The sequence below is a fragment of the Pseudomonas paraglycinae genome, from assembly GCF_021601625.1.
In the GTDB taxonomy this organism is placed as follows: Bacteria; Pseudomonadota; Gammaproteobacteria; order Pseudomonadales; family Pseudomonadaceae; genus Aquipseudomonas; species Aquipseudomonas paraglycinae.
Genome location: NZ_BQHR01000001.1, coordinates 447,227 through 471,474 on the forward strand (window position 1 = coordinate 447,227; position 24,248 = coordinate 471,474).

At 63.3% G+C, this 24,248-nt stretch carries 23 protein-coding genes; all 23 read right to left on the minus strand.

What is annotated here, in order from left to right; genetic code table 11:
• Window positions 1-21 precede the first annotated feature (21 nt).
• Entirely contained in the window at window positions 22-1,722 is a 1,701-nt protein-coding gene (gene ureC, locus L6D82_RS01945; RefSeq protein ID WP_085685440.1) for an urease subunit alpha, read from the minus strand.
• 155 nt (window positions 1,723-1,877) lie between these two features.
• Window positions 1,878-2,183, minus strand: a complete 306-nt coding sequence (locus L6D82_RS01950; protein ID WP_064593167.1) for an urease subunit beta — start codon at window positions 2,181-2,183, stop codon at window positions 1,878-1,880.
• Window positions 2,183-2,716 (minus strand): GNAT family N-acetyltransferase, encoded by a 534-nt coding sequence (locus L6D82_RS01955; protein WP_102716986.1) that lies wholly within the window; start codon window positions 2,714-2,716, stop codon window positions 2,183-2,185. Before L6D82_RS01955 ends, L6D82_RS01950 begins: the two co-directional genes overlap by 1 nt.
• 5 nt (window positions 2,717-2,721) lie before the next feature.
• The gene (locus tag L6D82_RS01960) at window positions 2,722-3,255 is read right to left on the minus strand and encodes a GNAT family N-acetyltransferase (RefSeq protein ID WP_007950603.1); all 534 of its coding nucleotides are present in this window, start codon (window positions 3,253-3,255) and stop codon (window positions 2,722-2,724) included.
• Window positions 3,256-3,264: 9 nt separating this feature from the next.
• On the minus strand, window positions 3,265-3,567 hold the full coding sequence (gene ureA, locus L6D82_RS01965) for an urease subunit gamma (protein ID WP_039766748.1): 303 nt from the start codon (window positions 3,565-3,567) through the stop codon (window positions 3,265-3,267).
• 226 nt (window positions 3,568-3,793) lie between these two features.
• Window positions 3,794-4,633, minus strand: coding sequence for an urease accessory protein UreD (locus L6D82_RS01970; RefSeq protein WP_236187946.1), 840 nt, complete (start codon window positions 4,631-4,633; stop codon window positions 3,794-3,796).
• A 43-nt stretch (window positions 4,634-4,676) separates the two neighbouring features.
• Window positions 4,677-5,375: an urea ABC transporter ATP-binding subunit UrtE gene (gene urtE / locus L6D82_RS01975; protein WP_007950600.1), complete on the minus strand. Its 699-nt coding sequence runs from the start codon at window positions 5,373-5,375 to the stop codon at window positions 4,677-4,679.
• Between the two features lie 142 nt (window positions 5,376-5,517).
• Window positions 5,518-6,387, minus strand: a complete 870-nt coding sequence (urtD, locus tag L6D82_RS01980) for an urea ABC transporter ATP-binding protein UrtD (RefSeq protein ID WP_085746541.1) — start codon at window positions 6,385-6,387, stop codon at window positions 5,518-5,520.
• Window positions 6,384-7,463 carry an urea ABC transporter permease subunit UrtC gene (gene urtC / locus L6D82_RS01985; protein WP_102688366.1) on the minus strand — a complete coding sequence of 360 codons (1,080 nt, stop codon included), beginning with the start codon at window positions 7,461-7,463 and terminating at the stop codon, window positions 6,384-6,386. The genes urtD and urtC overlap by 4 nt, the downstream gene beginning before the upstream one ends.
• On the minus strand, window positions 7,463-8,965 hold the full coding sequence (urtB, locus tag L6D82_RS01990) for an urea ABC transporter permease subunit UrtB (protein WP_373870892.1): 1,503 nt from the start codon (window positions 8,963-8,965) through the stop codon (window positions 7,463-7,465). The genes urtC and urtB overlap by 1 nt, the downstream gene beginning before the upstream one ends.
• 142 nt (window positions 8,966-9,107) lie before the next feature.
• A complete protein-coding gene (urtA, locus tag L6D82_RS01995; RefSeq protein WP_236187949.1) occupies window positions 9,108-10,373 on the minus strand; it encodes an urea ABC transporter substrate-binding protein in 1,266 nt (421 codons plus the stop codon).
• Window positions 10,374-10,578: 205 nt separating this feature from the next.
• Window positions 10,579-11,589 carry a FecCD family ABC transporter permease gene (locus L6D82_RS02000; RefSeq protein ID WP_102688364.1) on the minus strand — a complete coding sequence of 337 codons (1,011 nt, stop codon included), beginning with the start codon at window positions 11,587-11,589 and terminating at the stop codon, window positions 10,579-10,581.
• Window positions 11,586-12,533, minus strand: a complete 948-nt coding sequence (locus tag L6D82_RS02005) for an ABC transporter substrate-binding protein (RefSeq protein ID WP_102688363.1) — start codon at window positions 12,531-12,533, stop codon at window positions 11,586-11,588. Before L6D82_RS02005 ends, L6D82_RS02000 begins: the two co-directional genes overlap by 4 nt.
• Window positions 12,530-13,318: an ABC transporter ATP-binding protein gene (locus tag L6D82_RS02010; protein WP_102688362.1), complete on the minus strand. Its 789-nt coding sequence runs from the start codon at window positions 13,316-13,318 to the stop codon at window positions 12,530-12,532. The genes L6D82_RS02005 and L6D82_RS02010 overlap by 4 nt, the downstream gene beginning before the upstream one ends.
• 324 nt (window positions 13,319-13,642) lie before the next feature.
• Complete coding sequence (locus L6D82_RS02015) at window positions 13,643-15,769, minus strand: TonB-dependent receptor (RefSeq protein WP_102688361.1); 2,127 nt, start codon at window positions 15,767-15,769, stop codon at window positions 13,643-13,645.
• A gap of 162 nt (window positions 15,770-15,931) precedes the next feature.
• Window positions 15,932-17,311 carry a PepSY-associated TM helix domain-containing protein gene (locus L6D82_RS02020; RefSeq protein ID WP_102688360.1) on the minus strand — a complete coding sequence of 460 codons (1,380 nt, stop codon included), beginning with the start codon at window positions 17,309-17,311 and terminating at the stop codon, window positions 15,932-15,934.
• Between the two features lie 79 nt (window positions 17,312-17,390).
• Window positions 17,391-19,511: a TonB-dependent copper receptor gene (locus L6D82_RS02025; RefSeq protein WP_102688359.1), complete on the minus strand. Its 2,121-nt coding sequence runs from the start codon at window positions 19,509-19,511 to the stop codon at window positions 17,391-17,393.
• An 84-nt stretch (window positions 19,512-19,595) separates the two neighbouring features.
• Complete coding sequence (locus L6D82_RS02030) at window positions 19,596-20,042, minus strand: DUF2946 domain-containing protein (RefSeq protein ID WP_102688358.1); 447 nt, start codon at window positions 20,040-20,042, stop codon at window positions 19,596-19,598.
• A gap of 21 nt (window positions 20,043-20,063) precedes the next feature.
• Entirely contained in the window at window positions 20,064-20,543 is a 480-nt protein-coding gene (locus L6D82_RS02035; protein WP_102688357.1) for a copper chaperone PCu(A)C, read from the minus strand.
• A gap of 48 nt (window positions 20,544-20,591) precedes the next feature.
• A complete protein-coding gene (locus tag L6D82_RS02040; RefSeq protein WP_102688356.1) occupies window positions 20,592-20,993 on the minus strand; it encodes a DUF2946 domain-containing protein in 402 nt (133 codons plus the stop codon).
• A gap of 186 nt (window positions 20,994-21,179) precedes the next feature.
• Entirely contained in the window at window positions 21,180-21,899 is a 720-nt protein-coding gene (locus L6D82_RS02045; RefSeq protein WP_102688355.1) for a cobalt-precorrin-6A reductase, read from the minus strand.
• Complete coding sequence (locus L6D82_RS02050) at window positions 21,896-22,993, minus strand: cobalt-precorrin-5B (C(1))-methyltransferase (RefSeq protein WP_102688354.1); 1,098 nt, start codon at window positions 22,991-22,993, stop codon at window positions 21,896-21,898. Before L6D82_RS02050 ends, L6D82_RS02045 begins: the two co-directional genes overlap by 4 nt.
• Window positions 22,986-24,197, minus strand: coding sequence for a precorrin-6y C5,15-methyltransferase (decarboxylating) subunit CbiE (gene cbiE / locus L6D82_RS02055; protein ID WP_102688353.1), 1,212 nt, complete (start codon window positions 24,195-24,197; stop codon window positions 22,986-22,988). Before cbiE ends, L6D82_RS02050 begins: the two co-directional genes overlap by 8 nt.
• Window positions 24,198-24,248 lie beyond the last annotated feature (51 nt).

A 24,248-nucleotide genomic window follows, 5' to 3' on the forward strand; every position in this document is an offset into this window, starting at 1 on the left:
CTCGACGACCGGGGCTTTGGCTCAGAACAGAAAGTAACGCTGGGCCATTGGCAGGGTTTCGGCCGGTTCACACCAGAGCAACACCCCGTCGGCCTTGACCTGATAGGTCTGCGGGTCGACGTCGATGTTGGGCAGGTAGTCGTTGTGGATCAGGTCGGTTTTCTGCACGTCGCGGCAACCTTTGACCACCGCGATTTTCTTCTTCAGGCCCAATGCTTCGGGCAATCCCGACGCCTGCGCCGCCTGACTGATGAAGGTCAGGCTGGTGGCGTGCAGCGAGCCGCCGTAACTGGCGAACATCGGGCGGTAGTGCACCGGTTGCGGGGTCGGGATCGACGCGTTGGCGTCGCCCATCAGGCTGGCGGCGATGGCGCCGCCCTTGAGGATCAGCGTCGGTTTCACGCCGAAGAATGCCGGGCGCCACAGCACCAGATCGGCCCATTTGCCGACTTCCACCGAACCCACTTCATGACTGATGCCATGGGTGATCGCCGGGTTGATCGTGTACTTGGCGATGTAGCGTTTGGCGCGGAAGTTATCGTTGCCTTCGCCGTCCTGCGCGAGCGGCCCGCGCTGTTTCTTCATCTTGTCGGCGGTCTGCCAGGTGCGCGTGATGACTTCGCCGACGCGGCCCATGGCCTGGCTGTCGGAGCTGATCATCGAGAACGCGCCGAGGTCGTGGAGGATGTCTTCGGCGGCAATGGTTTCGCGGCGGATGCGACTCTCGGCGAACGCCACGTCCTCGGCGATGCTCGGGTCGAGGTGGTGGCAGACCATCAGCATGTCGAGGTGTTCGTCGATGGTGTTGCGGGTGAACGGCCGGGTCGGGTTGGTCGAACTCGGCAGTACGTTGGCGAAACCGCAGGCCTTGATGATGTCCGGCGCGTGGCCGCCACCGGCACCTTCGGTGTGATAGGTGTGGATGGTCCGGCCCTTGAACGCGCCGAGGGTGGTTTCGACGAAACCGGACTCGTTGAGGGTGTCGGTGTGGATCGCTACCTGCACGTCGTACTGGTCGGCGACGCTCAGGCAGTTGTCGATGCTCGCCGGGGTGGTGCCCCAGTCTTCGTGCAGCTTGAGGCCGATGGCGCCGGCCTTGACCTGTTCGATCAACGGCTCCGGCAGGCTGGCGTTGCCCTTGCCGGTGAGGCCGATGTTCATCGGGAATGCGTCCGCCGCCTGGAGCATCCGCGCCAGGTGCCACGGCCCTGAAGTGCAGGTGGTGGCGTTGGTGCCGGTGGCTGGTCCCGTGCCGCCGCCGATCATGGTGGTGACACCGCTCATCAGCGCTTCTTCGATCTGCTGCGGGCAGATGAAGTGGATGTGGGTGTCGATGCCGCCGGCCGTGAGGATCATGCCTTCGCCGGCAATCACTTCGCTGCTGGCGCCGATGGCAATGGTCACGCCGGGCTGCACGTCCGGGTTGCCGGCCTTGCCGATCGCGGCGATGCGCCCGTCCTTGAGGCCCACGTCAGCCTTGACGATGCCCCAGTGGTCGATGATCAGCGCGTTGGTGATGACGGTGTCGACCACTTCGGCCGCCAGCAACTGGCTCTGGCCCTGGCCGTCGCGGATCACTTTGCCGCCGCCGAATTTCACTTCTTCGCCGTAGGTGGTGAAGTCCTGTTCGACCTCGATCCACAGCTCGGTGTCGGCCAGGCGCACCTTGTCGCCGACGGTGGGGCCGAACATGTCGGCGTAGGCTTGTCTGGAAATCTTCATCTGGCGTCCTTCAGGAAAATAGCGGTGAGCCATTGACCCTCACCCTAACCCTCTCCCGGAGGGAGAGGGGACTGATCGCGGTGAGGCAGTTATCGGTGGTTGGCTCCCTCTCCCCTGGGAGAGGGCTGGGGTGAGGGGCTGCGGTACACGCGGACTCAGAGGTCACCCATGACCCGCCCGGCAAACCCGAACACCCGCCGGTGCCCGGCATAGTCCACCAGTTCCACCTCGCGGCTCTGCCCAGGCTCGAAGCGCACGGCGGTGCCCGCCGGAATGTTCAGGCGCATGCCACGGCTGGCGGCGCGGTCGAAGGTCAGGGCGTCGTTGGTCTCGAAAAAATGGTAGTGCGAGCCGACCTGGATCGGTCGGTCGCCGCTGTTCGCCACTTTCAGGCTGACGGTGCGACGACCGACGTTGAGTTCGATGTCGCCGGGCTGGATCCGGTATTCGCCGGGAATCATCAGTTCGCTCCTTGCAGGACTTTGTAATAGAGGGCCGTCGGGCGGTAGGTGCCGTTCGGGTCGCAGGCGTAGTCGGGAATTTCCCCGGCGCGGGTGTAACCCAGGGCCTTGTAGAAATCTTCGGCGGGGGAGCCGGCCTCGGTGTCGAGGTAAAGCATGCCGCGCTTGTACTGACGCGCGGTCTGTTCCAGTGCTTGCATCAACTGCTGGCCGAGGCCGCGTCGCCGGGCGTGTTCGCGCACCAGCAGTTTCTGCACCTCGGCGCGGTTCAGGCCGTTGGCCTTCTGGCACAGGCTCAACTGGACGCTGGCTTGCACCTGTTCGTCCTTGACCACCACCCACAGCAAGACGTTGCCCTTGTTCAGGTTGTCCTGCACATCGTCGAAATAGGCGCGGGCCTGCGCGGCATCGAGGTCGGCCATGAAGCCGACGCTGGCGCCATAACCCACGGCGTCGAGCAGCAGGTCGATCAGGCCCTGACGATAGTGCGCAAAACTTTCAGCATTGACGCGTCGCAGTTGGGCGGGGTTCATCGGTGTCACTCCTTGTGGGCGGGCGGCGGCTCCGCGCCAGGATTGAGGGTCAGTTGCATGAAGGTCAGGTCGAGCCAGCGGCCGAACTTGGTGCCGACTTGCGGCATCTGCCCGGTGGTGATGAAACCGGCGCGCTCGTGCAGGCGGATAGACGCAGCGTTGCCGCTCTCGATAGCGGCGACCATGACGTGCTTGTCGCAGGTTTTCGCGCGTTCGATCAGCGCGGTCATCAGTTGCGGGCCGAGGCCGTTGCCGCGCTGGTCGCTGCGCACGTAGACCGAGTGCTCGACGGTGTGGCGGAAACCGTCGAACGGCCGCCAGTCACCGAACGAAGCGTAGCCGAGGGTGGTGTTGTCGGCGTCGACGATCACCAGGATCGGATAACCCTGGGCCTGACGCGCGCTGAACCACGCCTGACGGTTGCCGAGGTCGACGGCGGACTCATTCCAGATCGCCGTGGTGTTGAGCACGGCGTCGTTGTAGATGTCGCGGATCGCCGGCAGGTCGGCGTGCAGGGCATCGCGGATGGTGTAAGTCATGGCGCGGCCTCAGACGATCGGTTGGTGGACGGTGACCAGTTTGGTGCCGTCGGGGAACGTCGCTTCGACCTGGATCTCCGGGATCATTTCCGGGATGCCTTCCATCACCTGATCGCGGGTCAGCAGGGTGGTGCCGTAGTGCATCAGTTCGGCCACGGTCTGGCCGTCACGAGCGCCTTCGAGCAGCGCCGCCGAGATGTAGGCCATGGCTTCCGGGTAGTTGAGCTTCACGCCACGGGCCAGTCGCCGCTCGGCAACGAGGCCGGCGGTGAAGATCAGCAGCTTGTCTTTTTCGCGTGGGGTCAGGTCCATCGTTTTAAATCCATTTGGGCAGATTTGTGTGGTTCTTGTGGTGAGTGGGGTGCCAGTCAGACCCAGCCCTCACCCTAACCCTCTCCCGGAGGGAGAGGGGACTGATCTCGGTCGTTTTCAGTGGCCAGTTCAGTCAGTTGAATTCTCGTGTCTGAAACATTTCCAGCGGTCACCTCGGTCAGGCCCCCTCTCCCTCCGGGAGAGGGCGGGGGGTGAGGGCTGGTTTTCAGGTGTTCCATATTCTTGGCGGTACAGCCTCGCGTCCCATCAATTTCGGCCGCAACAAGCGCCACAATTCAATAAGCCACGCCCGCGCCAGCAACGCTTCACCGGCCAGACAACGGGCGACCAAAAGTCCGGGAAGTTGCGTCAGATCCCCACGCACGTGGTGGTTTAGCGAGCGGCAGCGCTCCAGCAATTCAGCATCAATCTCACCGGTGACCAGCAACGTCGCAAACACCGGATTGCCGTCCAGTCCGATCGGCGAATCAAGCAAGCCGTCATCGCCGACGATGCGCTGGCGCTCATGCCACAACAACCGCCCATCACGGCGAATATCCAGATGCGCCTGGAAATGCCCGAGGTCGAAACGCTCGCCACTGGCCGGACGCCCGAGGGCCACCACGTCCCAGTAAAACAGTCGCGCATCGCCTTCAAGCTCGATCGAGGTCGTGAGTTCAGCCTGGGCGGCGCTGTAGACGATGGTTTCCTGGGGCAGCCATTCCAGTGTCGCGCCATCGGCGACATGCAGGTTCAGCGACTGATAAGCGGGCCCTGCCGCGCGATACCACTTGGCCGCGCCGGGGCTGGTGATCTGCGCCCAGGCGCCTTGTTCGACGCGGGCGCTGATGTCCAGCCGGTCACCGCCGGCGATCCCGCCCGGCGGGTGGACGATGATGTGCTGACAGACCTCGGGCCCTTCGGCATACAGATGCTTTTGCACCCGCAACGGGCCGAGGTGCCGGCGTCGGGTCGGCCGCGTGCAATCGCCGAAGCGGGCGTAGGCCAGCTCCAGCTCGGCGTGCCAGCTCGGGGTAAACAGGGCAGTCGCAACAGGTAAGTTCATGTTTTCTGATTATCGTTAGGACGCTACAGATTAGACCGTAACCTCAAATAGTCACCAGCCCGCGTACACCTTCGGCTTCCATATTTTCGCCACGGCCCTGCTGCACGATCTCGCCCCGGGACATCACCAGGTACTGATCGGCCAGTTCGGCGGCGAAATCGTAGAACTGCTCCACCAGCAGAATCGCCATGTCGCCCCGGGCCGCGAGCTTCTTGATCACCGCGCCGATTTCCTTGATCACCGACGGCTGGATGCCTTCGGTGGGTTCGTCGAGAATCAGCAAACGCGGACGGCTGGCCAGTGCGCGGCCGATGGCGAGCTGCTGTTGCTGACCACCGGACAAGTCGCCGCCGCGCCGCTGTTTCATTTGCAACAGCACCGGGAACAGCTCGTAGATGAACGCCGGCACTTCTTTGGCTTCGCTGCCGGGGAAACGTGACAGACCCATCAGCAGGTTTTCTTCCACGGTCAGCCGGCCGAAAATTTCCCGGCCCTGCGGCACGTAGGCGATCCCGGCGTGCACCCGTTGATGCGGCTTGAACGTGGTGATCGGTTTGCCTTCCCAGTTCACCGCGCCTTCCTTGGCCGGCAACAGGCCCATCAGGCATTTGAGCAGCGTGGTCTTGCCCACACCGTTACGCCCGAGCAGGCAGGTCACTTCGCCGACCTTCACGTCAAAGCTCAGGCCGCGCAGGATGTGGCTACCGCCGTAGTACTGGTGCAGCTTGTCGACTTGCAGCATGTTCAAATTCTCCCCGGTGATCGTTCCCACGCTCTGCGTGGGAATGCCGCCATGGACGCTCTGCGTCCGCCGTGATGTGACGCGGAGCGTCACGGGATGCATTCCCACGCGGAGCGTGGGAACGATCTGATCGGATTCCTCTTCAGCGGCCGAGGTAAACCTCGATCACTCGCTCGTTGTCCTGCACCTGTTCCAGCGACCCCTCGGCCAGCACGCTGCCCTGGTGCAACACGGTGACGTGGTCGGCAATCGAGCCGACGAAGCCCATGTCGTGTTCCACCACCATCAGCGAATGCTTGCCCGCGAGCGACTTGAACAGCTCGGCGGTGAACTCGGTTTCGGCGTCGGTCATGCCGGCCACCGGTTCATCGAGCAGCAGCAGTTGCGGGTCCTGCATCAGCAACATGCCGATTTCCAGAAACTGTTTCTGTCCGTGGGACAGCAGCCCCGCCGGGCGATTGACCGAGGTGGTCAGGCGAATGGTGTCGAGCACTTCGCTGATCCGGTCTTTCTGCTCGCCGCTCAACCTCGCCCGCAGGCTGGCCCACACCGACTTGTCGGTTTTCTGCGCCAGCTCCAGGTTCTCGAACACGCTCAGCGCTTCGAACACCGTCGGCTTCTGGAACTTGCGCCCGATGCCGGCCTGGGCGATCTGCACTTCGCTCATCTGCGTCAGGTCGAGGGTTTCACCGAACCACGCCTTGCCGTGGCTCGGCCGGGTCTTGCCGGTGATCACGTCCATCAGCGTGGTTTTGCCCGCGCCGTTGGGGCCGATGATGCAGCGCAGTTCGCCGACGCCGATGTACAGGTTCAGATTGTTCAGCGCCCGGAAGCCGTCGAAGCTGACGCTGATGTCTTCCAGGGTCAGGATTGTGCCGTGGCGGGTGTCGAGGCCCGGACCGACGCGTTGCCCGAGGCCGATCGAGTCGCGGCTGGTGCCTTCGTCCTTGTTCGGCTCCACCGGGAAAAAGGCCGGTTCCAGCATGAATTCAGCGCTCGCCGTGACTCTCATGATTCACCTCGTTTCTTCAGCAGACCGATCACACCCTTGGGCAGGTACAACGTCACGACGATGAACAGCGCGCCGAGGAAGAACAGCCAGTATTCGGGGAACGCCACGGTGAACCAGCTCTTCATGCCGTTGACCACGCCGGCGCCGAGCAGCGGGCCGATCAGGGTACCGCGCCCGCCAAGGGCTACCCACACGGCAGCTTCGATCGAGTTGGTCGGCGACATTTCGCTCGGGTTGATGATCCCCACCTGCGGCACGTACAACGCGCCAGCCAGACCACACAACACCGCGCTCAACACCCAGACGAACAGCTTGAAACCACGCGGGTCGTAGCCGCAGAACATCAAGCGGTTCTCTGCATCGCGCAGCGCGGTCAGCACCCGGCCGAACTTGCTGCGGGCCAGGCGCCAGCCGATGAACAGGCTCGCCACCAGCAGCAACACCGTCGCCAGAAACAGCACCGCGCGAGTGCCGGGTTCGGTGATGCCGAAACCGAGGATCGTGCGGAAATTGGTGAAACCGTTGTTGCCGCCGAAGCCGGTCTCGTTGCGGAAAAACAGCAGCATCCCGGCGAAGGTCAGGGCCTGGGTCATGATCGAGAAATACACGCCCTTGATCCGCGAACGGAAGGCGAAGAAACCGAACACCAGCGCCAGCAACCCCGGCGCCAACACCACCAGGCACATCGCCCAGAGGAAGCTGCCGGTGCCGCTCCAGTACCACGGCAACTCGGTCCACGACAGAAAGGTCATGAACGCCGGCAGACCATCACCGGCGGCCTGACGCATCAGGTACATGCCCATTGCATAACCGCCGAGGGCGAAGAACAGACCGTGACCCAGCGACAAGAGACCTGCGTAACCCCAGACCAGATCCAGCGCCAGGGCGACGATGGCGTAGCAGAGAATCTTGCCGACCAGCGTCAGGGTGTAGGCCGAAACATGCAGCGCACTGTCCGCCGGCAACAGCGACAGCAGCGGCAGGGCGATCAGCAAGGCGAGCACCACCGCGCCGATGGCGAGGGTGACTTTCGGGCCGGCCTTTTGTGTGGCCGTGACTAGTAGAGGCTGGTTCATCAGTCGATCACCCGTCCTTTCAGTGCGAAGAGGCCTTGCGGACGTTTCTGGATGAACAGAATGATCAGCGCGAGGATCAGGATCTTGCCGAGCACCGCACCGATCTGCGGTTCGAGAATCTTGTTGGCGATGCCCAGGCCGAATGCGGCGAACACGCTGCCGGCCAGTTGGCCGACGCCGCCGAGCACCACCACCAGGAACGAGTCGATGATGTAGCTCTGGCCGAGGTCAGGGCCGACGTTGCCAATCTGGCTCAGCGCCACGCCACCGAGCCCGGCGATGCCCGAACCGAGGCCGAAGGCGAGCATGTCGACGCGCCCTGTCGGCACGCCGCAGCAGGCGGCCATGTTGCGATTCTGGGTGACGGCGCGCACGTTCAGGCCGAGGCGGGTCTTGTTCAGCAGCAGCCAGGTCAGCACCACCACGAACAACGCAAAAGCGATGATCACGATGCGGTTGTACGGCAGCACCAGATTCGGCAGCACCTGAATCCCGCCGGACAGCCACGCCGGGTTCGCCACTTCAACGTTCTGCGCACCGAACACCAGTCGCACCAGCTGAATCAGCATCAGGCTGATGCCCCAGGTGGCGAGCAGGGTTTCCAGTGGTCGACCGTAGAGGTGACGGATCACCGTGCGCTCCAGCGCCATGCCGATGGCGGCCGTGACGAAGAACGCCACCGGCAGCGCGATCAGCGGATAGAACTCGATGGCATTCGGCGCGTAGCGCTGGAACATCAGCTGCATGACGTAGGTCGAGTAGGCGCCGAGCATCAGCATCTCGCCGTGGGCCATGTTGATCACACCCAGCAGGCCGAAAGTGATCGCCAGACCCAGCGCCGCGAGCAACAGAATCGAACCGAGAGACATGCCACTGAAGGCCTGGCCGAGCAGTTCGCCGACCAGCAGTTTGCGCTTGACCTGGGCGAGGCTGGTTTCGGCGGCGGTGCGCACGTTGGCATCGGTTTCGACGCCGGGTTCGAGCAGGCCTTCGAGGCGGGTGCGGGCCAGTGGATCGCCGGTTTCACCGAGCAGACGCACGGCCGCGAGGCGCACCGCCGGGTCGGTGTCGACCAGTTGCAGGTTGGCCAGCGCAAGGCTCAGGGCGGCGTGGACGCTTTCGTCTTGTTCGCCAGCCAGTTGCTGGTCGAGGAATTTCAGCTGCGCCGGTTTGGCGCTTTTCTGCAATTGCTGCGCGGCGGTCAGACGGGTTTTGGCGTCGGCGGCGAGCAATTGGTGGCTGGCCAGAGCGGTGTCGATCAGACCCCGCAGGCGGTTGTTCAGGCGCAGGGTTTTGGGTTGGCCGTCGACGGTCAGTTCGCCTTGTTGCAGGGCGTTGATCAGTTCGATACGCGCCGGATCGGGCTGCGCGGCCCAGGCTTCCAGCAGTTTGGCCTGTTGCATCGGGTTGGCGGCGACGAAGTCTTCCGCATCTCCGGCATGGACGGCCATCGGCAGCAAAAGTGCGACGGCCAGGATCAAGCGGTAAAGGGCAGTGGGCATAACGGGCATTCCTGTATTGATCGTTCCCACGCTCTGCGTGGGAATGCCTCAACGGACGCTCCGCGTCCGCTCTTGGGACGCAGAGCGTCCCCGGCTGCATTCCCACGCAGAGCGTGGGAACGATCAGGTTGAGCGGGTTAACTCAGTTGCTCTTCACCGCATACTCCGGCTTCTTGTCATTACCCGGAATGAACGGGCTCCAAGGCTGCGCACGAATCGGCCCCTCGGTCTGCCACACCACGTTGAACTGACCATCGCTCTGGATTTCGCCGATCATCACCGGTTTGTGCAGGTGGTGATTGATCTTGTCCATGGTCAGGGTGTAGCCGGACGGCGCGGCAAAGGTCTGGCCGCCGAGGGCTTCGCGGACCTTGTCGACGTCGGTCGATTTGGCTTTCTCCGCCGCCTGCGCCCACATGTGGATGCCGACGTAAGTGGCTTCCATCGGGTCGTTGGTCACCGCTTTGTCGGCGCCCGGCAGGTTGTGTTTCTTCGCGTAGGCTTTCCAGTCGGCGACGAATTTCTTGTTAGCCGGGTTATCCACCGACTCGAAGTAGTTCCACGCCGCGAGGTTGCCCACCAGCGGCTTGGTGTCGATGCCGCGCAGTTCTTCTTCACCCACCGAGAACGCCACCACCGGTACGTCGGTGGCCTTCAGGCCCTGGTTGGCCAGCTCTTTGTAGAACGGCACGTTGGAGTCGCCGTTGACGGTGGAGATCACAGCGGTCTTGCCGCCGGCCGAGAATTTTTTGATGTTGGCGACGATGGTTTGATAGTCGCTATGACCGAACGGGGTGTAGACCTCTTCGATGTCTTTGTCCGCTACGCCTTTGGAATGCAGGAACGAACGCAGGATCTTGTTGGTGGTGCGCGGGTATACATAGTCGGTGCCGAGCAGGAAGTAGCGCTTGGCGCTGCCGCCTTCTTCGCTCATCAGGTATTCAACCGCCGGGATCGCTTGCTGGTTTGGCGCGGCGCCGGTGTAGAACACGTTCGGCGACATCTCTTCACCTTCGTATTGCACCGGGTAGAACAGCAGGCCGTTGAGTTCTTCGAACACCGGCAGCACCGATTTGCGCGACACCGAGGTCCAGCAGCCGAACACCACCGCGACCTTGTCCTGGGTCAGCAACTGCCGGCCCTTTTCCGCGAACAGCGGCCAGTTCGACGCCGGGTCGACCACCACCGGCTCAAGCATCTTGCCGTTCACCCCGCCCTTGGCGTTGATCTCGTCGATGGTCATCAACGCCATGTCCTTGAGCGACGTTTCGGAGATCGCCATGGTGCCGGACAACGAATGCAGAATCCCGACCTTGATGGTCTCGGCGGCCTGTACGGTCCAGGTCATGCCCATCGCGGCAATGGATGCCGTGAGTGTGAAAGCCTTGATCAAACTGCGACGCTTCATTGTGCGATCTCCATGAACGTTAAAGTTTTTTATGGTTGGCAGATGCGAACGACTGAAGGCTGTTTTGCAAGGGCTGTGCCCGGTCGGGTTTGGGCAGGGAAATGTCGGTTTAGAGCGGTTGTGCACGGAGTTGGCGCACCATGAGGGGACGTGTTGCATGCAAAGGTGCAGCGGGGTGCGCCAGATTGGGGCGCACCCGGAGGATTCAGCGGCGGCGCATCAAGCCGATGAAGAACAGCCCGCCGAGGGCGGCGGTGGCGACGCCGATGGGCAGGTCTTCGGGGGCGATCAGCGTCCGCGCCGCGACGTCGACCCACACCAGAAACACACTGCCGAGCAACACGCACACTGGCAGCAGACGTCGGTGCTCGGCACCGATCAGGCGCCGGGCAATGTGCGGCACCATCAGCCCGACAAAGCCGATGGAGCCGCTGATCGACACCAGCACCCCGGTCATCAATGAAGCAATCACGAACACCCGCAGACGCACCGCCCGGGCGTTCAGGCCGAGGGTGACGGCGGTCTGTTCGCCGGCCATCAAGGCGTTCAGCGGACGGGCCATGCCGATCAGCAGAATCAGTCCGAGCAACACACTGAGCGCCGGCACCGCCAACAACTCCCAGCGCGCCAGACCCAGGCCGCCGAGCATCCAGAACATCACCGCCGAACTGGCCCGGTGATCGCCCATGAACAACAGCAGATTGGCGATCGCCATCATTACGAACGACACCGCCACGCCACACAGCAGCAGGCGATCACTGTCCAGTCGTCCGTGACGGTTGGCGATGCCCAGTACCAGAAACATGCTCAACAATGCGCCGATGAATGCGGCAATCGGCAAGGTCAGCAGGCCGACGATTTCACCGACGTGCAGCACCACGATCACTGCGCCGAGGGTGGCGCCGGAGGTGACGCCAAGCAGGTGCGGATCGGCCAGCGGATTGCGCGTAACCGCTTGCAACACCGCGCCGATCAGCGCCAGCCCGGCACCGACCAATGCACCGAGCAGCATGCGCGGTACGCGGATCAGCCAGACGATGTGTTCCTGACCGGCGCTCCAGTCCGGCACACCGAGGCCGAACAGTTTGTGCAGCAGAATCCGCCACACCACGTCCACCGGCACCCGTGCCGGACCGAAGCCCAGCGACACCACGCACGACACCAGCAGCACCGCACCGAGGGCTATCAGCAACCAGCCGTAACGACGATTGATCATTCGCCGTGGAAACCTTTGGCCAGGGTTTCCACCGCCAGCACGTTGTCGATCCCCGGCGTGGCCTGCACGTAAGGGATGACGATGAAGCGCTGGTTCTTGATCGCGTCCACCGATTGCAGCGCCTTGTTCTTCAGCAGGAATTCAATCTTCTGCTCGGCTGTGATTTCGCTGTAGTCGACGATCACGATCACCTGCGGATTGCGCTCGACCACGGTTTCCCAGTTGACCCGGGTCCAGCTCGCTTCGACGTCATTGAGAACGTTGCGCCCACCGGCCGCGTCGATCAGCGCTTGCGGCATGCCGAGGCGGCCGGAGGTCATGGCGCGGTCTTCGCCGCTGTCGTACAGGAACACCCGTGGTTTTTCAGCGGGCAGGTCTTTGCGGATTTCGGCGACCTGACTTTGCATGTCAGCGATCAGCGCGTTGGCGCGATCCTGCACGTCGAAAATCTTTCCGAGATTGCGCAGGTCGTTGTAGGTGTCGTCCAACGTCGCGGCCGGGCGATTCATCACGAAGGCGCAGGACTCGGTCAGTTCATAGACGTTGATGCCCAGCGGTTGCAGGGTCTGCGGCGTGAGATCGCCGCCGACACGCATGCCGTAATCCCAGCCGGCGAAGAAGAAATCGACGTTGGCGTTGAGCAGGGTTTCCACCGACGGGTACTTGGCTGCCAGCTCCGGCAGACCGTCGAGAAGACTCTGCATTTCAGGCGTTACCGACTTCCAGCCACTGACGCCGCTGTAGCCGGCCATCTTCGACTTGAGGCCGAGGGCGAGCATCATCTGGGTCATGTTGATGTCGTGACTGACCGCGTGCTTCGGCGCTTCCTTGAAGGTGACTTCACGGTTGCAGCTCTGGATCGTCAGCGGGTACTTCGTGGCCTCGGCGAAGGCGTGGGTGGTGCCCAGCAACAGAGCGAGGCAAAGCAGGGAGCGCACAGTCATGGTCGGGTTATCCAGGTGATTCGCGGGTAGCCGTGAAGGGGGTGAGGATCGATCAATGCTTCGACGCCGAACACGTCGCGCAGCAGTTCGACGGTCAGGACTTGTTGCGGGGTGCCGCTGGCGACGATGCGACCGTGGTTGATCACATACAGCCGGTCGCAGAACGCGGCAGCCAGGTTCAGGTCGTGGATGCTCGCCAGCGTGCCGATCTGCAAACGCTTGACCAGTTGCAGCAGTTCCAGCTGATAGCGCGGGTCGAGGTGGTTGGTCGGCTCGTCGAGGATCAGCAGTTGCGGTTGCTGGGTCAGGGCCCGGGCGAGGATCACGCGTTGTTTTTCACCACCGGACAACGTGGCGAACGCGTGGTCTTCGAAGCCGTCGAGGCCCACGGATTTGAGGGCCTGGGTGGCGAGGTGGCGGTCTTCCAGCGTGTCGCCGTCGAACAGGCCTTTGTGCGGCGTGCGGCCCATGGCGACCACTTCTTCGACGGTCAGGCCGAAGGCGTCGGGGAATTCCTGCAGCACCACGGCGATGCGTTGCGCGCACCAGCGCGAGGATTGCTTCCACACGTTGTGGTGATCGAGTCTGACCTCACCGGTTTCCGGCTGACTGAAGCGGTAGGCGCAACGCAACAGGCTGGTCTTGCCGCTGCCATTGGGCCCGATCAGCCCGACGAACTCACCGGCGGCCACTTGCAGCGAGGCGTCACGCAGCTGGAACTGGTGATGACAGTGGCCGTGGCCCAAGGGGGACCAAGCGAGATTAGTGAGGGACAGTGAGGTCATGTGAGGTTCAGTGTGATTTCTAAGGTTATGTCTGTCTGGTAGATCCATCCCCCTCACCCCAGCCCTCTCCCCCAAGGGGGCGAGGGGGAAAGGGAGCCGATCTTCGTGCTCTTCAAATCCTGAGTTCGACTCGGTATTTCAGGTCGGTGTAACTTGCCCAAACACCTCGGTCAGCCCCGTCCATAGGGGAAATGGGAGCCGATCTTCGTGCTCTTCAAATCCTGAGTTCGACCCGGTATTTCAGGTCGGTGTAACTTGCCCAAACACCTCGGTCAGTCCCCTCTCCCTCCGGGAGAGGGTTAGGGTGAGGGCGGGGCCAGTGAGTCAAAAGGTGTAGTCAGCCGTGACAAAGAACGAACGAGGTTCACCCAGAATCCACTGCTGGCCCTCATTGTATTGGCTTTGCGCGTACGTTCGGTCAAACAGATTGTTCACCTGCAATCCCAGCGTGGTGTTGCGCAGGGCTTTCCACGACAGCGTCGCATCGATTACGGTGTAGCTCGGCAGCTCGTTACGGTTGGCCATGTCGGCGTAGCGCGCATCGACGTAACGCACACCGGCACCGGCTTTCAGGTCATCGGTCAGCGCCTTGCTCAGCCAAAGATTGGCGGTGCGCCGTGGTACGTCCACCGGGCGATTGCCGTTGCGCGACACGGGGACGCCACCGACCACTTCTTCGAAATCGTCGTACTTGGCTTTGACGATGGCGGCGTTGGCCTGCAGCTGCCAGGCGTTCGGCAATTGCAGATCGAGGCTGGCTTCCAGGCCGTTCGACGATTGCTGGCCGACCTGCTGCTTGAGCGTCGGGTTGCCCGGATCGTCGGTCAGCAGCTTCTTCTTCACGATGCGATACGCCGCCAGGGTGAACTCGCCGCGCTGATCCCAGAACAGCTGCTTCAAGCCGATCTCGGTTTGCCGCGCGGTGGATAGATCATATTGCTGCTGACTCGGGCTCAGGGAAATCAGACCGCCGATGCCATCGGTGCTGGTGGCGACCTGGCCATAGAACGAAGTGTCCTGCGTCAGTGCGAACACCAGGCCGGCCTTCCAGTTGTTGCCGGTCAGGGTCTTGTCACTCTGGCTGCCGTCGACCAGGTTGTTGCGATCCACATGCACGTAGTCGCGGCGCACACCGGTTACCAACGACCAGCGTTCGCTCAGTTGCGTGCGGTTTTCGGCGAACACCGACATCTGTCTGGTGGTGCTGTCGAACTGATCGCGATACGGGTCGGCGCTCTCGAAGTAACCGGTTTGCGGGTGGTACAGATCCAGCGGTTGGCCGTTCGGCAATACGTCATTGAATGGCGAGTTGCTGTCGAGCTGGAAGCGTATGCGGTTGTAGTCGACGCCGGTCACGGTCTGGCTGTCGAGGCCGAACAGCGAATGCTTGAAGGTGAAGGTCTGGCGGTCGCCGACCTGTTCCTGTTTGTGGCCGATGCCGAAGTAACCGCTGCGGCTGAGTTGTTGGCTGCCAGCGTCGAAGTTGTAGTTCTCGGCGTTCTGCCAGCGGCGTTGGGCCTTGAGGTAGTACAGCTCGTTGCTGGCGCTGACTGCATCGTTGATCTGCCAGTCCGTGGTCAGGCGCGTCCATTGATCGTTGTAGTGCTGCTTGTCGTCGTGCACGTTGTAGTTTTTGTTGCGCAGGCTGTCTTTCAACTGGCCGTTGATCAGCGGCGTGCCGAAGTAGTTCTGTGGGCGTTGATCGCCGTAATCGTGGGCGAAGGTGAAGGTCAGGTCGTCAGTGGCCTGCCAGCGCAGGGCGGCGCTGATGAAGTCGCTGAATGAATCACCGCGATCGACCCAGCCATTGCTGCGCAGGCGGTTGAGGTTGAGGCGATAGCTCAGGGTGTCGGTCAGCGAACCGCCGCTGTCGAACGCCTGTTGCTGGCGGTCGAACGAGCCGTAGCCGACGCGCACGTGGTTTTCGATTTCGCCTTCGAACGGTTTCTTCGGGATCACGTTGACCACCGCACCGGTCGCGCCTTCGCCGTACAGCACCGAGGCCGGGCCGCGCAGGACATCGACGCGCTCCACCGACCAGGTGTCGACCGGGAACGTCACGGTGCCCATGCCGGTGTACATGCGGTTACCGTCATACAACTGCATCACCGAACTCTGCCCAGTAAAACCCCGAGCCTGCAACGAGGTGCCGCCATCGCCCGGCGTGCCGGTGCGGCTGATGCCGGTGCTGCGCGACACCGCGTCCTGCACGCTGCGATCGCCACGGGCGCGGACTTGCTCGCCGCTGAGGCTTTCGACGCTGGCCGGGGTTTCCATCGCGCTGAGGTTGAGACGCGAGCCGGCACTGGTCGGCGTGGTCAGGCTGACGGTCTGGTCGTCATTGGCCGGGGCGGTGATGGTGCCGGTGGGCAGCGTCAGCGGGGCATTGTCGGCGTGGGCGCTGTTGTTCAAGGCGAACAGACAGAGGCTGGACAAGAGGTACTTGTTCATCGGGGCGGTGAATCACTTCTTCAAAAGAAAAGCCCGCAGGCTCATGACGGTGCATGGCTGCGGGCAGAGCAGCAAATTTGCGTTATACAGTAACACTAAAAATTGCCGGAGTTTAAGCCCCGGCAGTTTAAAGATCTGTCTAAATCGCGCATCTCGCCTGTTTCATGATGAAGTTGAGGCAGATTCAGCTTGTCGGCCCAGACGCGACACCAGCAGCCGATCCAGCAACCACACCACCACCAGCGAAGCCCCCACCAGCGGAAACACCACCGCCAGCACCAGCATGATCGCCACCCCGGTTTTCCACTTCGGCAGGTCGTGGCGCAGCGGCGGCACGCCGAACTTGCCCTGTGGCCGGCGCTTCCACCAGATCACCACGCCGCTGACAGCGCTGAGCAGGATCATCAGGCAGATCAGCAACACGATGATCTGGTTGAAGGTGCCGAACATCTTGCCTTCGTGGAGCATCACGCCGATCTCGGTAGCCCGGGCAACAGCGCCGTACTGCTCGAAGCGCACGTCGGCCAAAACTTTGCCGGTGTACTGATCGACGTGCAGGGTCGCATCGTTACGCGGGTCGTCGGCGAATACCGCGATGGTGAACACGCCGGTGGCAGTGGTCGGCAGGGTGATGCTGTAGCCCGGCTCGACCTTGCGCTCGATGGCGATGTTTTGCACATCCTGCAGGCGGATGGTCGGTGCAGCGGGGCCGTGTTGCATGCCGCCGTGGGCCATGTGTTCGGCGTGGTCGCCGGACATCGGCATCGGCGTGTTTTCCATCGCCCACGGTACGGTCTGGCGCGCAGCGTTGTTGAGGCTGCCGGCCTCGACGTCGGAGGTCGGCACGTTGTCCCACATCGCCGCCGGGAACACGTTCCACACCTGCGCGTACTGCTTGCCCCAGAAGCCGGTCCAGGTCATGCCGCTGAGCAGCATCACCAGCAGCAAGGCCGCGCCCCAGAATCCGGTCACGGCATGCAGGTCACGCCACAGCACGCGGCCGCGACTGCTCAGGCGTGGCCACAAAATTCCCGCTGCCTGACCTCGCGGCCACCACAGGAAAACCCCGGACACCACCAGCACCACGCCCCAGCCGGCGGCCATTTCGATCAGTCGGTCACCGACGGTGCCGATCATCAGTTCGCCGTGAATCGCCCGGGCGATGGCTTGCAGGTTCTGCTTGGCATCCTGCTCGCCGAGGATGTCGCCGTGGTACGGATCGACGAATACGTTCAGTTCATGGCCGGCATTGGCCACGACAAACTGCGCGCTGCGCTCGGCATTCGCCGGTGGCAGGTACTGGGTGACCTGGCCCTGTGGATAAGCGCTTTTGACCTTTTGCAGCAAGTCATCGGCCGGCACGGTGTGATGCCCGGCGGGGACGTTCAGCAGGCTGCTGTACATCAGCGAATCGAGCTGCGGCTTGAACAGGTAAATGATGCCGGTCAGGGCCAGCATCACCATGAATGGCGCGACGAACAATCCGGCATAGAAATGCCAACGCCAGGCCAGGTTGTAGAAATTCGGTTTGGGCTGTTTCATCACGTGTGCTCCGCTTGGCTTGGATCTTCTCGTTGTCTGTTGCCGCCCGCTCCCTCAAGGGAGCGAGCGCCCTTGAGGGTTAGAAACTCATGTCCACCTTGGTCCAGAGCGTGCGCCCCGGTTCATTGATCGCTTGCGGGTCGTTGGCCGGGTAGCCGAACCCGGCGTTGCCCGCCAGGTTCAGGTGTTCGGCGTAAGCCTTGCCGAACAGGTTGTCGACGCCGGTACTGACCTTCCAGTGTTTGTTGATCCGGTAGGCGCCGTTGAGCGAGAACACGCCGAAGCCCGAACTCTTGTCGTAATCCTTGCCGACCACGTTGCCCTTGTTCTGGTCGATACGGTTTTGCGCGGCAACCACCCTCCACAGTGCGCCGGCGCTCCAGTTGTCTTCGGTATAGGTCAGACCGAAGCGCGCATCCAGCGGCGGCATCTGCGGCAGAGCCTTGCCGTCGCTGCTGTTCTTGCCCCAGGCGTAGGCCAGGGTCGCATCGGCTTTCCAGTTGTCGGTGAGTTTGTAGGCGGCACCGAGTTCGCCGCCCATGATCCGCGCGTCGATGTTCTCGGCGCGGGACGTGCTCATGCCCATCATCCCGGGGGTGTAATCGAAGAGGATGTAATCGCGCACCTGGCCGATGTAACCGGAGGCCCAGGCTTCGAGCTCGGCGCTCTTGTAGTTCACGCCGAAGTCGAGCTGAGTGGTCTTTTCCGGCTTGATCGAATCGAACGCATTGACCGAACCGGCCGGGCCGGATTTGGGCGAAAACAGCTCCCAGTAATCCGGGAAACGCTGGGCGTGGCCGAGGCCGGCGTAGAGCGTGGTCGGGCTGTCGGCCAGGTCATGCTCGTAACGGACGAAGCCGCTCGGCAGGGTGTCGGCGCGGGTATCGCCAGCGGTCGGATTCGGCCGGGACATCATTCCCGAGCCGGTGGTCTGCCGGAAATCCCTGGCCGAGGCACGGTCGACCCGGGCGCCGGTGATCAGCCGGTCGCGGTCGGCGGCGTACCAGGTCATTTCGCTGAACACCCCGTAGTTATGGAAGTCGGCGTCCTTGGTGTACGGCTGATCCTTGTAGGTATCGATGCCCATGCCGCTGCGCTGCCGGTGTTCGTTGGTCTGCGCGTCGAGGCCGGTGATCAGCTGGATATCGGCCCAGCGCCAGGTGGCCTTGATCTGTGCGCCGAGGGTGCGGCGGTCGACGTTGGACGCCATGGGCCCGGCCATCATCCCCGTGCCGGACGGCGTGCGCAGGGTGTAGTTGTCCATCACGTGGTCGGCGTAGTTGTAGTAGACCTGGGCTTCGAGCTTCTCCAGCACATCGGTGATGTTGGATTTCTCGACGCGCAGACCGAGGCTTTCGCGCAGGAATTGCGAGCCGTCCATGCCGCGTCCTGCGTAGCGTGCTTCGCCGTCGCCCTTGCCGGCGGTGAGTTCGATCAGGGTGTCGGCATCCGGGGTCCAGCCCAGCGCCACGTCGCCGTTCCACTTGTCATAGCGCGAGGCAGCGATGTCGTTGTTGCCGTCGCGGTAGTCGTCGGAATGCGCGGTGTTGCCGATCACCCGCACGTAGCCCAGCGAGCCGCCGGCTGCCGCATCGACGACTTTGTCGAGGCGCCCGTGGGAGCCGGCCAGCACGCTGGCGTTCACGCGGGTGCCGAGCTCGCCGAAGCTTTCCGGCTCGCGGTCGAACAGGATCGTGCCGGCCGACGCGCCGGGCCCGTAGAGCACGGTTTGCGGGCCTTTGATCACGGTGAGTTTGTCGTAGGTCTCGGGTGAGATGTACGAGGTCGGCGCGTCCATCCGGCCGGGGCAGGCGCCGAGCATCATGCTGCCGTTGGTGAGGATGTTCAGGCGCGAACCGAACATCCCGCGCAGCACCGGATCACCGTTGGTGCCGCCGTTGCGCACCAGGGCGAAGCCGGGAATGGTCTTCAGGTAGTCGCCGCCGTCGCTGGCCGGCACCGGTTGGCGCGGGTCTTTCGGGTTGGTGACGATGGTCAGCGGCGAGCTCGGGGCGATGGCGGTGATCACCGTCGGGCTCAGCTCATCAGTGTGGCCGGCGTGTTCGTCGGCGTGGACCAGCGGGGACAGCAGGACGCCGCAAAGGACGGCGGTAGCGTGCCTGAAACGAACGCGGGATTCGTTCAGGGCAAAGGACGCCGGGGCAGAACCCGGGCGTGGGACAGCAGAAAACCTGGACATGACAATTTCCATCAAACAGTCGTAAACGACACGGCCGGCAGCCTGAAGCTGTCTTCTCAACCGTGTGCAATCAGAGGTGGGTGTTTACGCTGCGACGGGCGGGGCGCGGGTGCGGGCGCCGGGGAAGAAGGTCTGCCGGGCATGGCCCAGACGCGGGGAGGGCGGGGTGAAGGTGTTGACGAGTGGAATGCTGAAAGTGGCGAAGCTGCCGCCACCGGTCAGCGCTGGGCAGTTGAACAGCAGGCTGCAATAGCCGCACTTTTCCCACAGCACATGGTGCGAGGATTGCGGTGGGCAGTGTTCGGTGGAGGGCTGTGCACTGTGCCCGGAATGATCCATGCCCGGCATGTCCATCGACATGTCCATGCTCATCGGCATGGAGGTCGAGGCGTGCTGATCCATCGGCATCGACTGGGAAATCAGCGGGCCGATGAAGATCATCAACATGGCGAACAGGGCGATCCAGCTGCCGCGGGTCAGGTGTTCAGTCTGACGGCGTTGCAGGGAGGGCCTGGCGCTCAGGGGGCGCATGGGCGGAGTCTGCCGGAACGGTTACTGGGCGTGCGCGTGGGCTTGCGTGGCTTCCGGCGGCTTCTTCTGCACGGCGACTTCGACGGTCACGTCACCGGCCTTTTCGAAGTGCAGGGTCAGCGGGAAGCGCTTGCCGTCGGTCAGCAGACTGCGGTCGGTCGGATTCATCAGCATCACGTGATAGGCCATCGGCGCGAAGGTCACGTTTCCACCGGCCGGGATGGCCACGTTCGACACCTGTTGCATCTTCATCAGATCACCCTGCATCACGTGCTCGTGCAGTTCCGCTGTCGGGGCGATCGGCGAGTCGACGCTGAGCAGGCGGTCAGCCGTCTTGCCACCGTTGTGAATGATGAAATACGCGGCAACCGTCGGCGCGTTCGGCGGCAGTTCCTGTGACCACGGGTGGGCGATTTCCAGCTCGCCGGCCTTGTATTCGTGGGCATGGGCGAAGCACGCAGGCAGCAACAGCGCAGCGATGACGATGAATTTGTTCAACATGGCAGTTCTCCAGAACGATTTGAAACGCAGGTCAAATGCGGGAACAAATCAAACCAGAGGGGAAGCGCGGGGATTGAGGCTCGGCCATTGCTGACGCGGTGTCGGAGTTTGCAGCACGGCGGGCGCCACGCTGCGATTGCTTTCGTATTGAGCGAAATACAGCTGCGGCGAATGCCCCGGCAACGCCACCACCGGCGCCGATCCGGAACAGCACCAGCAATGCTGCATGGTCGAATGACTGTCACCACTCTGCGGCGCTTTCTGATCGAGGCTGCCGATGTCGATCGCCACCATCTTCGTCCCGCTGCCGGTGCAGAAACTGCTCCACAGCAACTGCTCGGCCGGCGTCTGCGCCGCCTGCGCCATCGCTCCCGTCAACGGCATGGCGAGCATGTTGAACAGCACTGCAAAGCAGGCGATCCAGGCAAATGCGAGCCGGTGTCGGTTCATGGGACAGATCCGTAGGGTGGGCGATCAGGCGCGGCTATTTAGCCTGATCAGGGCCGATAAGTAAAAAAGCGTCGTGCGGTTTGGTGTCGCAGCGATCTTTCAAGAGAGTGTAGCGGCTCGAATTTGCATTGCATGGGACTTGCATCAACAACTGAAGCTATCGCGAGAGGAAAAGCTCCGTCCTGATCAAGGTTTTTCAAGAGCCGAGCTGACGTCATCAACCGTCGCAAACTCCCGATCAACCCCCGCCAACACCGGCCGCTTCAACACCAGCACCGGCACCCCAAGCTCCCGCGCCACTTCCAGTTTCGGCTCGGTTGCGGTGCTGCCGCTGTTCTTGCTGATCAGCACGTCGATCTGCCGGCGTTCGAACAGTGCCCGCTCATCTTCCAGCAGAAACGGCCCACGGGCGCCGATGACTTCGCAGCGTTCGTTGCCGGGGTAGACGTCGAGGGCGCGCAGGGTCCAGAACTGGTGCGCGGGGATTTCGTCGAGGTGTTGCAGCGGTTCGCGGCCAAGGGTGAACAGTGGGCGGCGGAAGGGTTCGAGGGCGGTGATCAGTTCGGCCCAGTCGGCGACTTCGCGCCAGTCATCGCCGGGTTGCGGTTGCCACGCGGGGCGGCGCAGGGCCCAGCAGGGGGTGCCGGTGAGTTGCGCAGCGGTGGCGGCGTTCTGGCTGATCTGTGCGGCGTAGGGGTGGGTCGCGTCGAGCAAAAGTGTGATGCCTTCGTCGCGAATGAACTGCGCCAGACCTTCGGCGCCACCGTAGCCGCCGACGCGCACCTGACACGTCAGATCGGTCGGCACCCGGCCGACCCCGGCCAGGCTGTAAATGTGTTCCGGCCCCAACGTGCGCGCGATGGCCAGCGCTTCAGTCACGCCGCCGAGCAACAAGATTCGCTTCATACAAAGGCTCCCGCATGGCCAACGATGCCGCCCTGACGATCAATCGCAAACACCTCGACCTGAACCTGCGCCGGCACCACGCTACGGGCGAACTCCAAAGCATGGCGGCAGACTTCATCGCCCAGCGCAACGCCCGCCGCACTGGCCATCGCCAATGCCTGCTGACTGGTGTTCGCCCCGCGAATGGCTTGCTGCAAATCGTCGTCGGCACCAATCGCCGCCGCCCATTCGGCCAGTTGCGGCAAGTCGATGCTCGAATGGCGCGAGTGCAGATCCATGTGCCCGGCCGCCAGTTTGCTGATCTTGCCGAAGCCGCCGCACAGGCTGAGTTTATCCACAGGCACTTTGCGCAGGTGCTTGAGCACGGCGCCGACGAAGTCGCCCATTTCGATCAGGGCGATTTCCGGCAGGTTGTAGACCCGGCGCATGGTGTCCTCGCTGGCGTTGCCGGTACAGGCGGCGATGTGCAGGTAGCCGTTGGTTTTCGCGACGTCGATGCCTTGATGGATCGAGGCAATGTATGCCGCGCAGGAAAACGGCCTGACGATGCCGCTGGTGCCGAGGATCGACAGGCCGCCGAGAATGCCCAGACGCGGGTTCATGGTTTTCAGCGCCAGGGCTTCGCCACCCTCGACATTGACCGTCACCTCGAAGCCGCCGCGATAGCCGGTTTCTTCGGCGAGCAGCGTCAGGTGATCGCTGATCATCTTGCGCGGCACTGGATTGATCGCCGGCTCGCCGACGCCCAGCACCAGCCCCGGCCGAGTGACGGTGCCGACGCCTTTGCCGGCAATGAAGCGGATTCCCGGCTCGGCCATCAGCCGCACTCGCGAATAAAGCAGGGCACCGTGAGTCACGTCCGGGTCGTCGCCCGCATCTTTGATCGTCCCGGCTTCAGCGCCGTCTTCGGTCAGCCGGCAGAACTCCAGACGCATCTGCACCTGCTTGCCCTTGGGCAACACGATCTGCACGGCGTCCGCCACCGCTCCGCCGAGCAGCAGGCGCGCCGCGGCGAGGCTGGTGGCCGTGGCGCAGCTGCCGGTGGTCAGGCCGCTGCGCAAGGGCGCGGGTTGTTCGGCGGTTTCGTCACGCATCGAGGGGTTTGACCAGATCGAGCAGGGTGATCGGCAGGGCCTGGCGCCAGGTGTCGAACTCGCCCAGCGGCTGCGCCTGGGCAATGTGGATGCGGGTCAGTTCGCCGCCGTGGCGTTCGCGCCAGCTCATCAAGGTCATTTCGCTTTGCAGGGTCACGGCGTTGGCGACCAGTCGGCCGCCGGGTTTGAGTTGTTCCCAGCAGGTGTCGAGCACGCCTTCGCGCGTCACGCCGCCGCCGATGAAAATCGCGTCCGGACATTCCAGCCCGGCGAGAGCCTGCGGGGCACTGCCGCGAATCAGTTGCAGACCGGGAACGCCCAAAGCGTCGCGGTTGTGTTCGATCAACTGTTGTCGGCCATCATCGGCCTCGATGGCCAGAGCGCGGCAGCTCGGGTGAGCGCGCATCCACTCGATGCCGATCGAGCCGCTGCCCGCGCCGACGTCCCACAGCAGTTCGCCCGGTGTCGGGGCGAGGCGGGCGAGGGTGATTGCGCGCACGTCGCGTTTGGTCAGTTGGCCGTCATGCTGGAAAGCCGAGTCAGGCAGGCCGGCGAGGCGCGACAGACGTGGTGTATCTGGATCGCCCAGGCACTCGATGGCGATCACGTTGAGGTCGGCAATGAGCGGATCATTCCAGTCGTTGGCGGTGCCGTCGATGCGGCGCTCGTCGCTGCCGCCCAGATGTTCCAGGATGCTCAGGCGACTGGCGCCGAATCCGCGCTCACGCAGTAACGCGGCAACAGCCGCCGGACTTTGTCCGTCATTGCTCAGCAACAACAGGCGCACGCCGCTGAATAGTTGTGCGTTGAGGGCCGCCAGCGGGCGAGCCACCAGAGACAGCACACTGACATCCTGCAACGGCCAGCCCAGTCGGGCCGCCGCCAGCGAGCAGGACGACGGCGCCGGCAGAACCAGCATTTCGGCCCCCGGCACCTGCCGCGCCAGGCTTGCGCCAACGCCGTAGAACATCGGATCACCGCTGGCCAGCACGCACACCGCTTCACCGCGATGCTCGAGCACCGGGGCCAGGGAAAACGGGCTCGGCCACAACTGGCGCTCGCCACGGATGCACACCGGCAACAGATCCAGCTGACGCTGACCGCCGATGATCCGCGAAGCGCCCATCAAGGCGCGCCGGGCATTCTTGCCCAGGCCCTTGAAGCCGTCTTCACCGATTCCTACTACTGTCAGCCAGGGTGACATCTGTAGCCCCTCAAAAAAGTGTCCGCAAACGCGCCGTTCCGACGGGCAGAC

Bases quoted from the DNA above. Each gene is read 5' to 3' on its own strand.
- ureC (WP_085685440.1), bottom strand. From the start codon at position 1,722: ATGAAGATTTCCAGACAAGCCTACGCCGACATGTTCGGCCCCACCGTC.
- L6D82_RS01950 (WP_064593167.1), bottom strand. From the start codon at position 2,183: ATGATTCCCGGCGAATACCGGATCCAGCCCGGCGACATCGAACTCAAC.
- L6D82_RS01955 (WP_102716986.1), bottom strand. From the start codon at position 2,716: ATGAACCCCGCCCAACTGCGACGCGTCAATGCTGAAAGTTTTGCGCAC.
- L6D82_RS01960 (WP_007950603.1), bottom strand. From the start codon at position 3,255: ATGACTTACACCATCCGCGATGCCCTGCACGCCGACCTGCCGGCGATC.
- ureA (WP_039766748.1), bottom strand. From the start codon at position 3,567: ATGGACCTGACCCCACGCGAAAAAGACAAGCTGCTGATCTTCACCGCC.
- L6D82_RS01970 (WP_236187946.1), bottom strand. From the start codon at position 4,633: ATGAACTTACCTGTTGCGACTGCCCTGTTTACCCCGAGCTGGCACGCC.
- urtE (WP_007950600.1), bottom strand. From the start codon at position 5,375: ATGCTGCAAGTCGACAAGCTGCACCAGTACTACGGCGGTAGCCACATC.
- urtD (WP_085746541.1), bottom strand. From the start codon at position 6,387: ATGAGAGTCACGGCGAGCGCTGAATTCATGCTGGAACCGGCCTTTTTC.
- urtC (WP_102688366.1), bottom strand. From the start codon at position 7,463: ATGAACCAGCCTCTACTAGTCACGGCCACACAAAAGGCCGGCCCGAAA.
- urtB (WP_373870892.1), bottom strand. From the start codon at position 8,965: ATGCCCACTGCCCTTTACCGCTTGATCCTGGCCGTCGCACTTTTGCTG.
- urtA (WP_236187949.1), bottom strand. From the start codon at position 10,373: ATGAAGCGTCGCAGTTTGATCAAGGCTTTCACACTCACGGCATCCATT.
- L6D82_RS02000 (WP_102688364.1), bottom strand. From the start codon at position 11,589: ATGATCAATCGTCGTTACGGCTGGTTGCTGATAGCCCTCGGTGCGGTG.
- L6D82_RS02005 (WP_102688363.1), bottom strand. From the start codon at position 12,533: ATGACTGTGCGCTCCCTGCTTTGCCTCGCTCTGTTGCTGGGCACCACC.
- L6D82_RS02010 (WP_102688362.1), bottom strand. From the start codon at position 13,318: ATGACCTCACTGTCCCTCACTAATCTCGCTTGGTCCCCCTTGGGCCAC.
- L6D82_RS02015 (WP_102688361.1), bottom strand. From the start codon at position 15,769: ATGAACAAGTACCTCTTGTCCAGCCTCTGTCTGTTCGCCTTGAACAAC.
- L6D82_RS02020 (WP_102688360.1), bottom strand. From the start codon at position 17,311: ATGAAACAGCCCAAACCGAATTTCTACAACCTGGCCTGGCGTTGGCAT.
- L6D82_RS02025 (WP_102688359.1), bottom strand. From the start codon at position 19,511: ATGTCCAGGTTTTCTGCTGTCCCACGCCCGGGTTCTGCCCCGGCGTCC.
- L6D82_RS02030 (WP_102688358.1), bottom strand. From the start codon at position 20,042: ATGCGCCCCCTGAGCGCCAGGCCCTCCCTGCAACGCCGTCAGACTGAA.
- L6D82_RS02035 (WP_102688357.1), bottom strand. From the start codon at position 20,543: ATGTTGAACAAATTCATCGTCATCGCTGCGCTGTTGCTGCCTGCGTGC.
- L6D82_RS02040 (WP_102688356.1), bottom strand. From the start codon at position 20,993: ATGAACCGACACCGGCTCGCATTTGCCTGGATCGCCTGCTTTGCAGTG.
- L6D82_RS02045 (WP_102688355.1), bottom strand. From the start codon at position 21,899: ATGAAGCGAATCTTGTTGCTCGGCGGCGTGACTGAAGCGCTGGCCATC.
- L6D82_RS02050 (WP_102688354.1), bottom strand. From the start codon at position 22,993: ATGCGTGACGAAACCGCCGAACAACCCGCGCCCTTGCGCAGCGGCCTG.
- cbiE (WP_102688353.1), bottom strand. From the start codon at position 24,197: ATGTCACCCTGGCTGACAGTAGTAGGAATCGGTGAAGACGGCTTCAAG.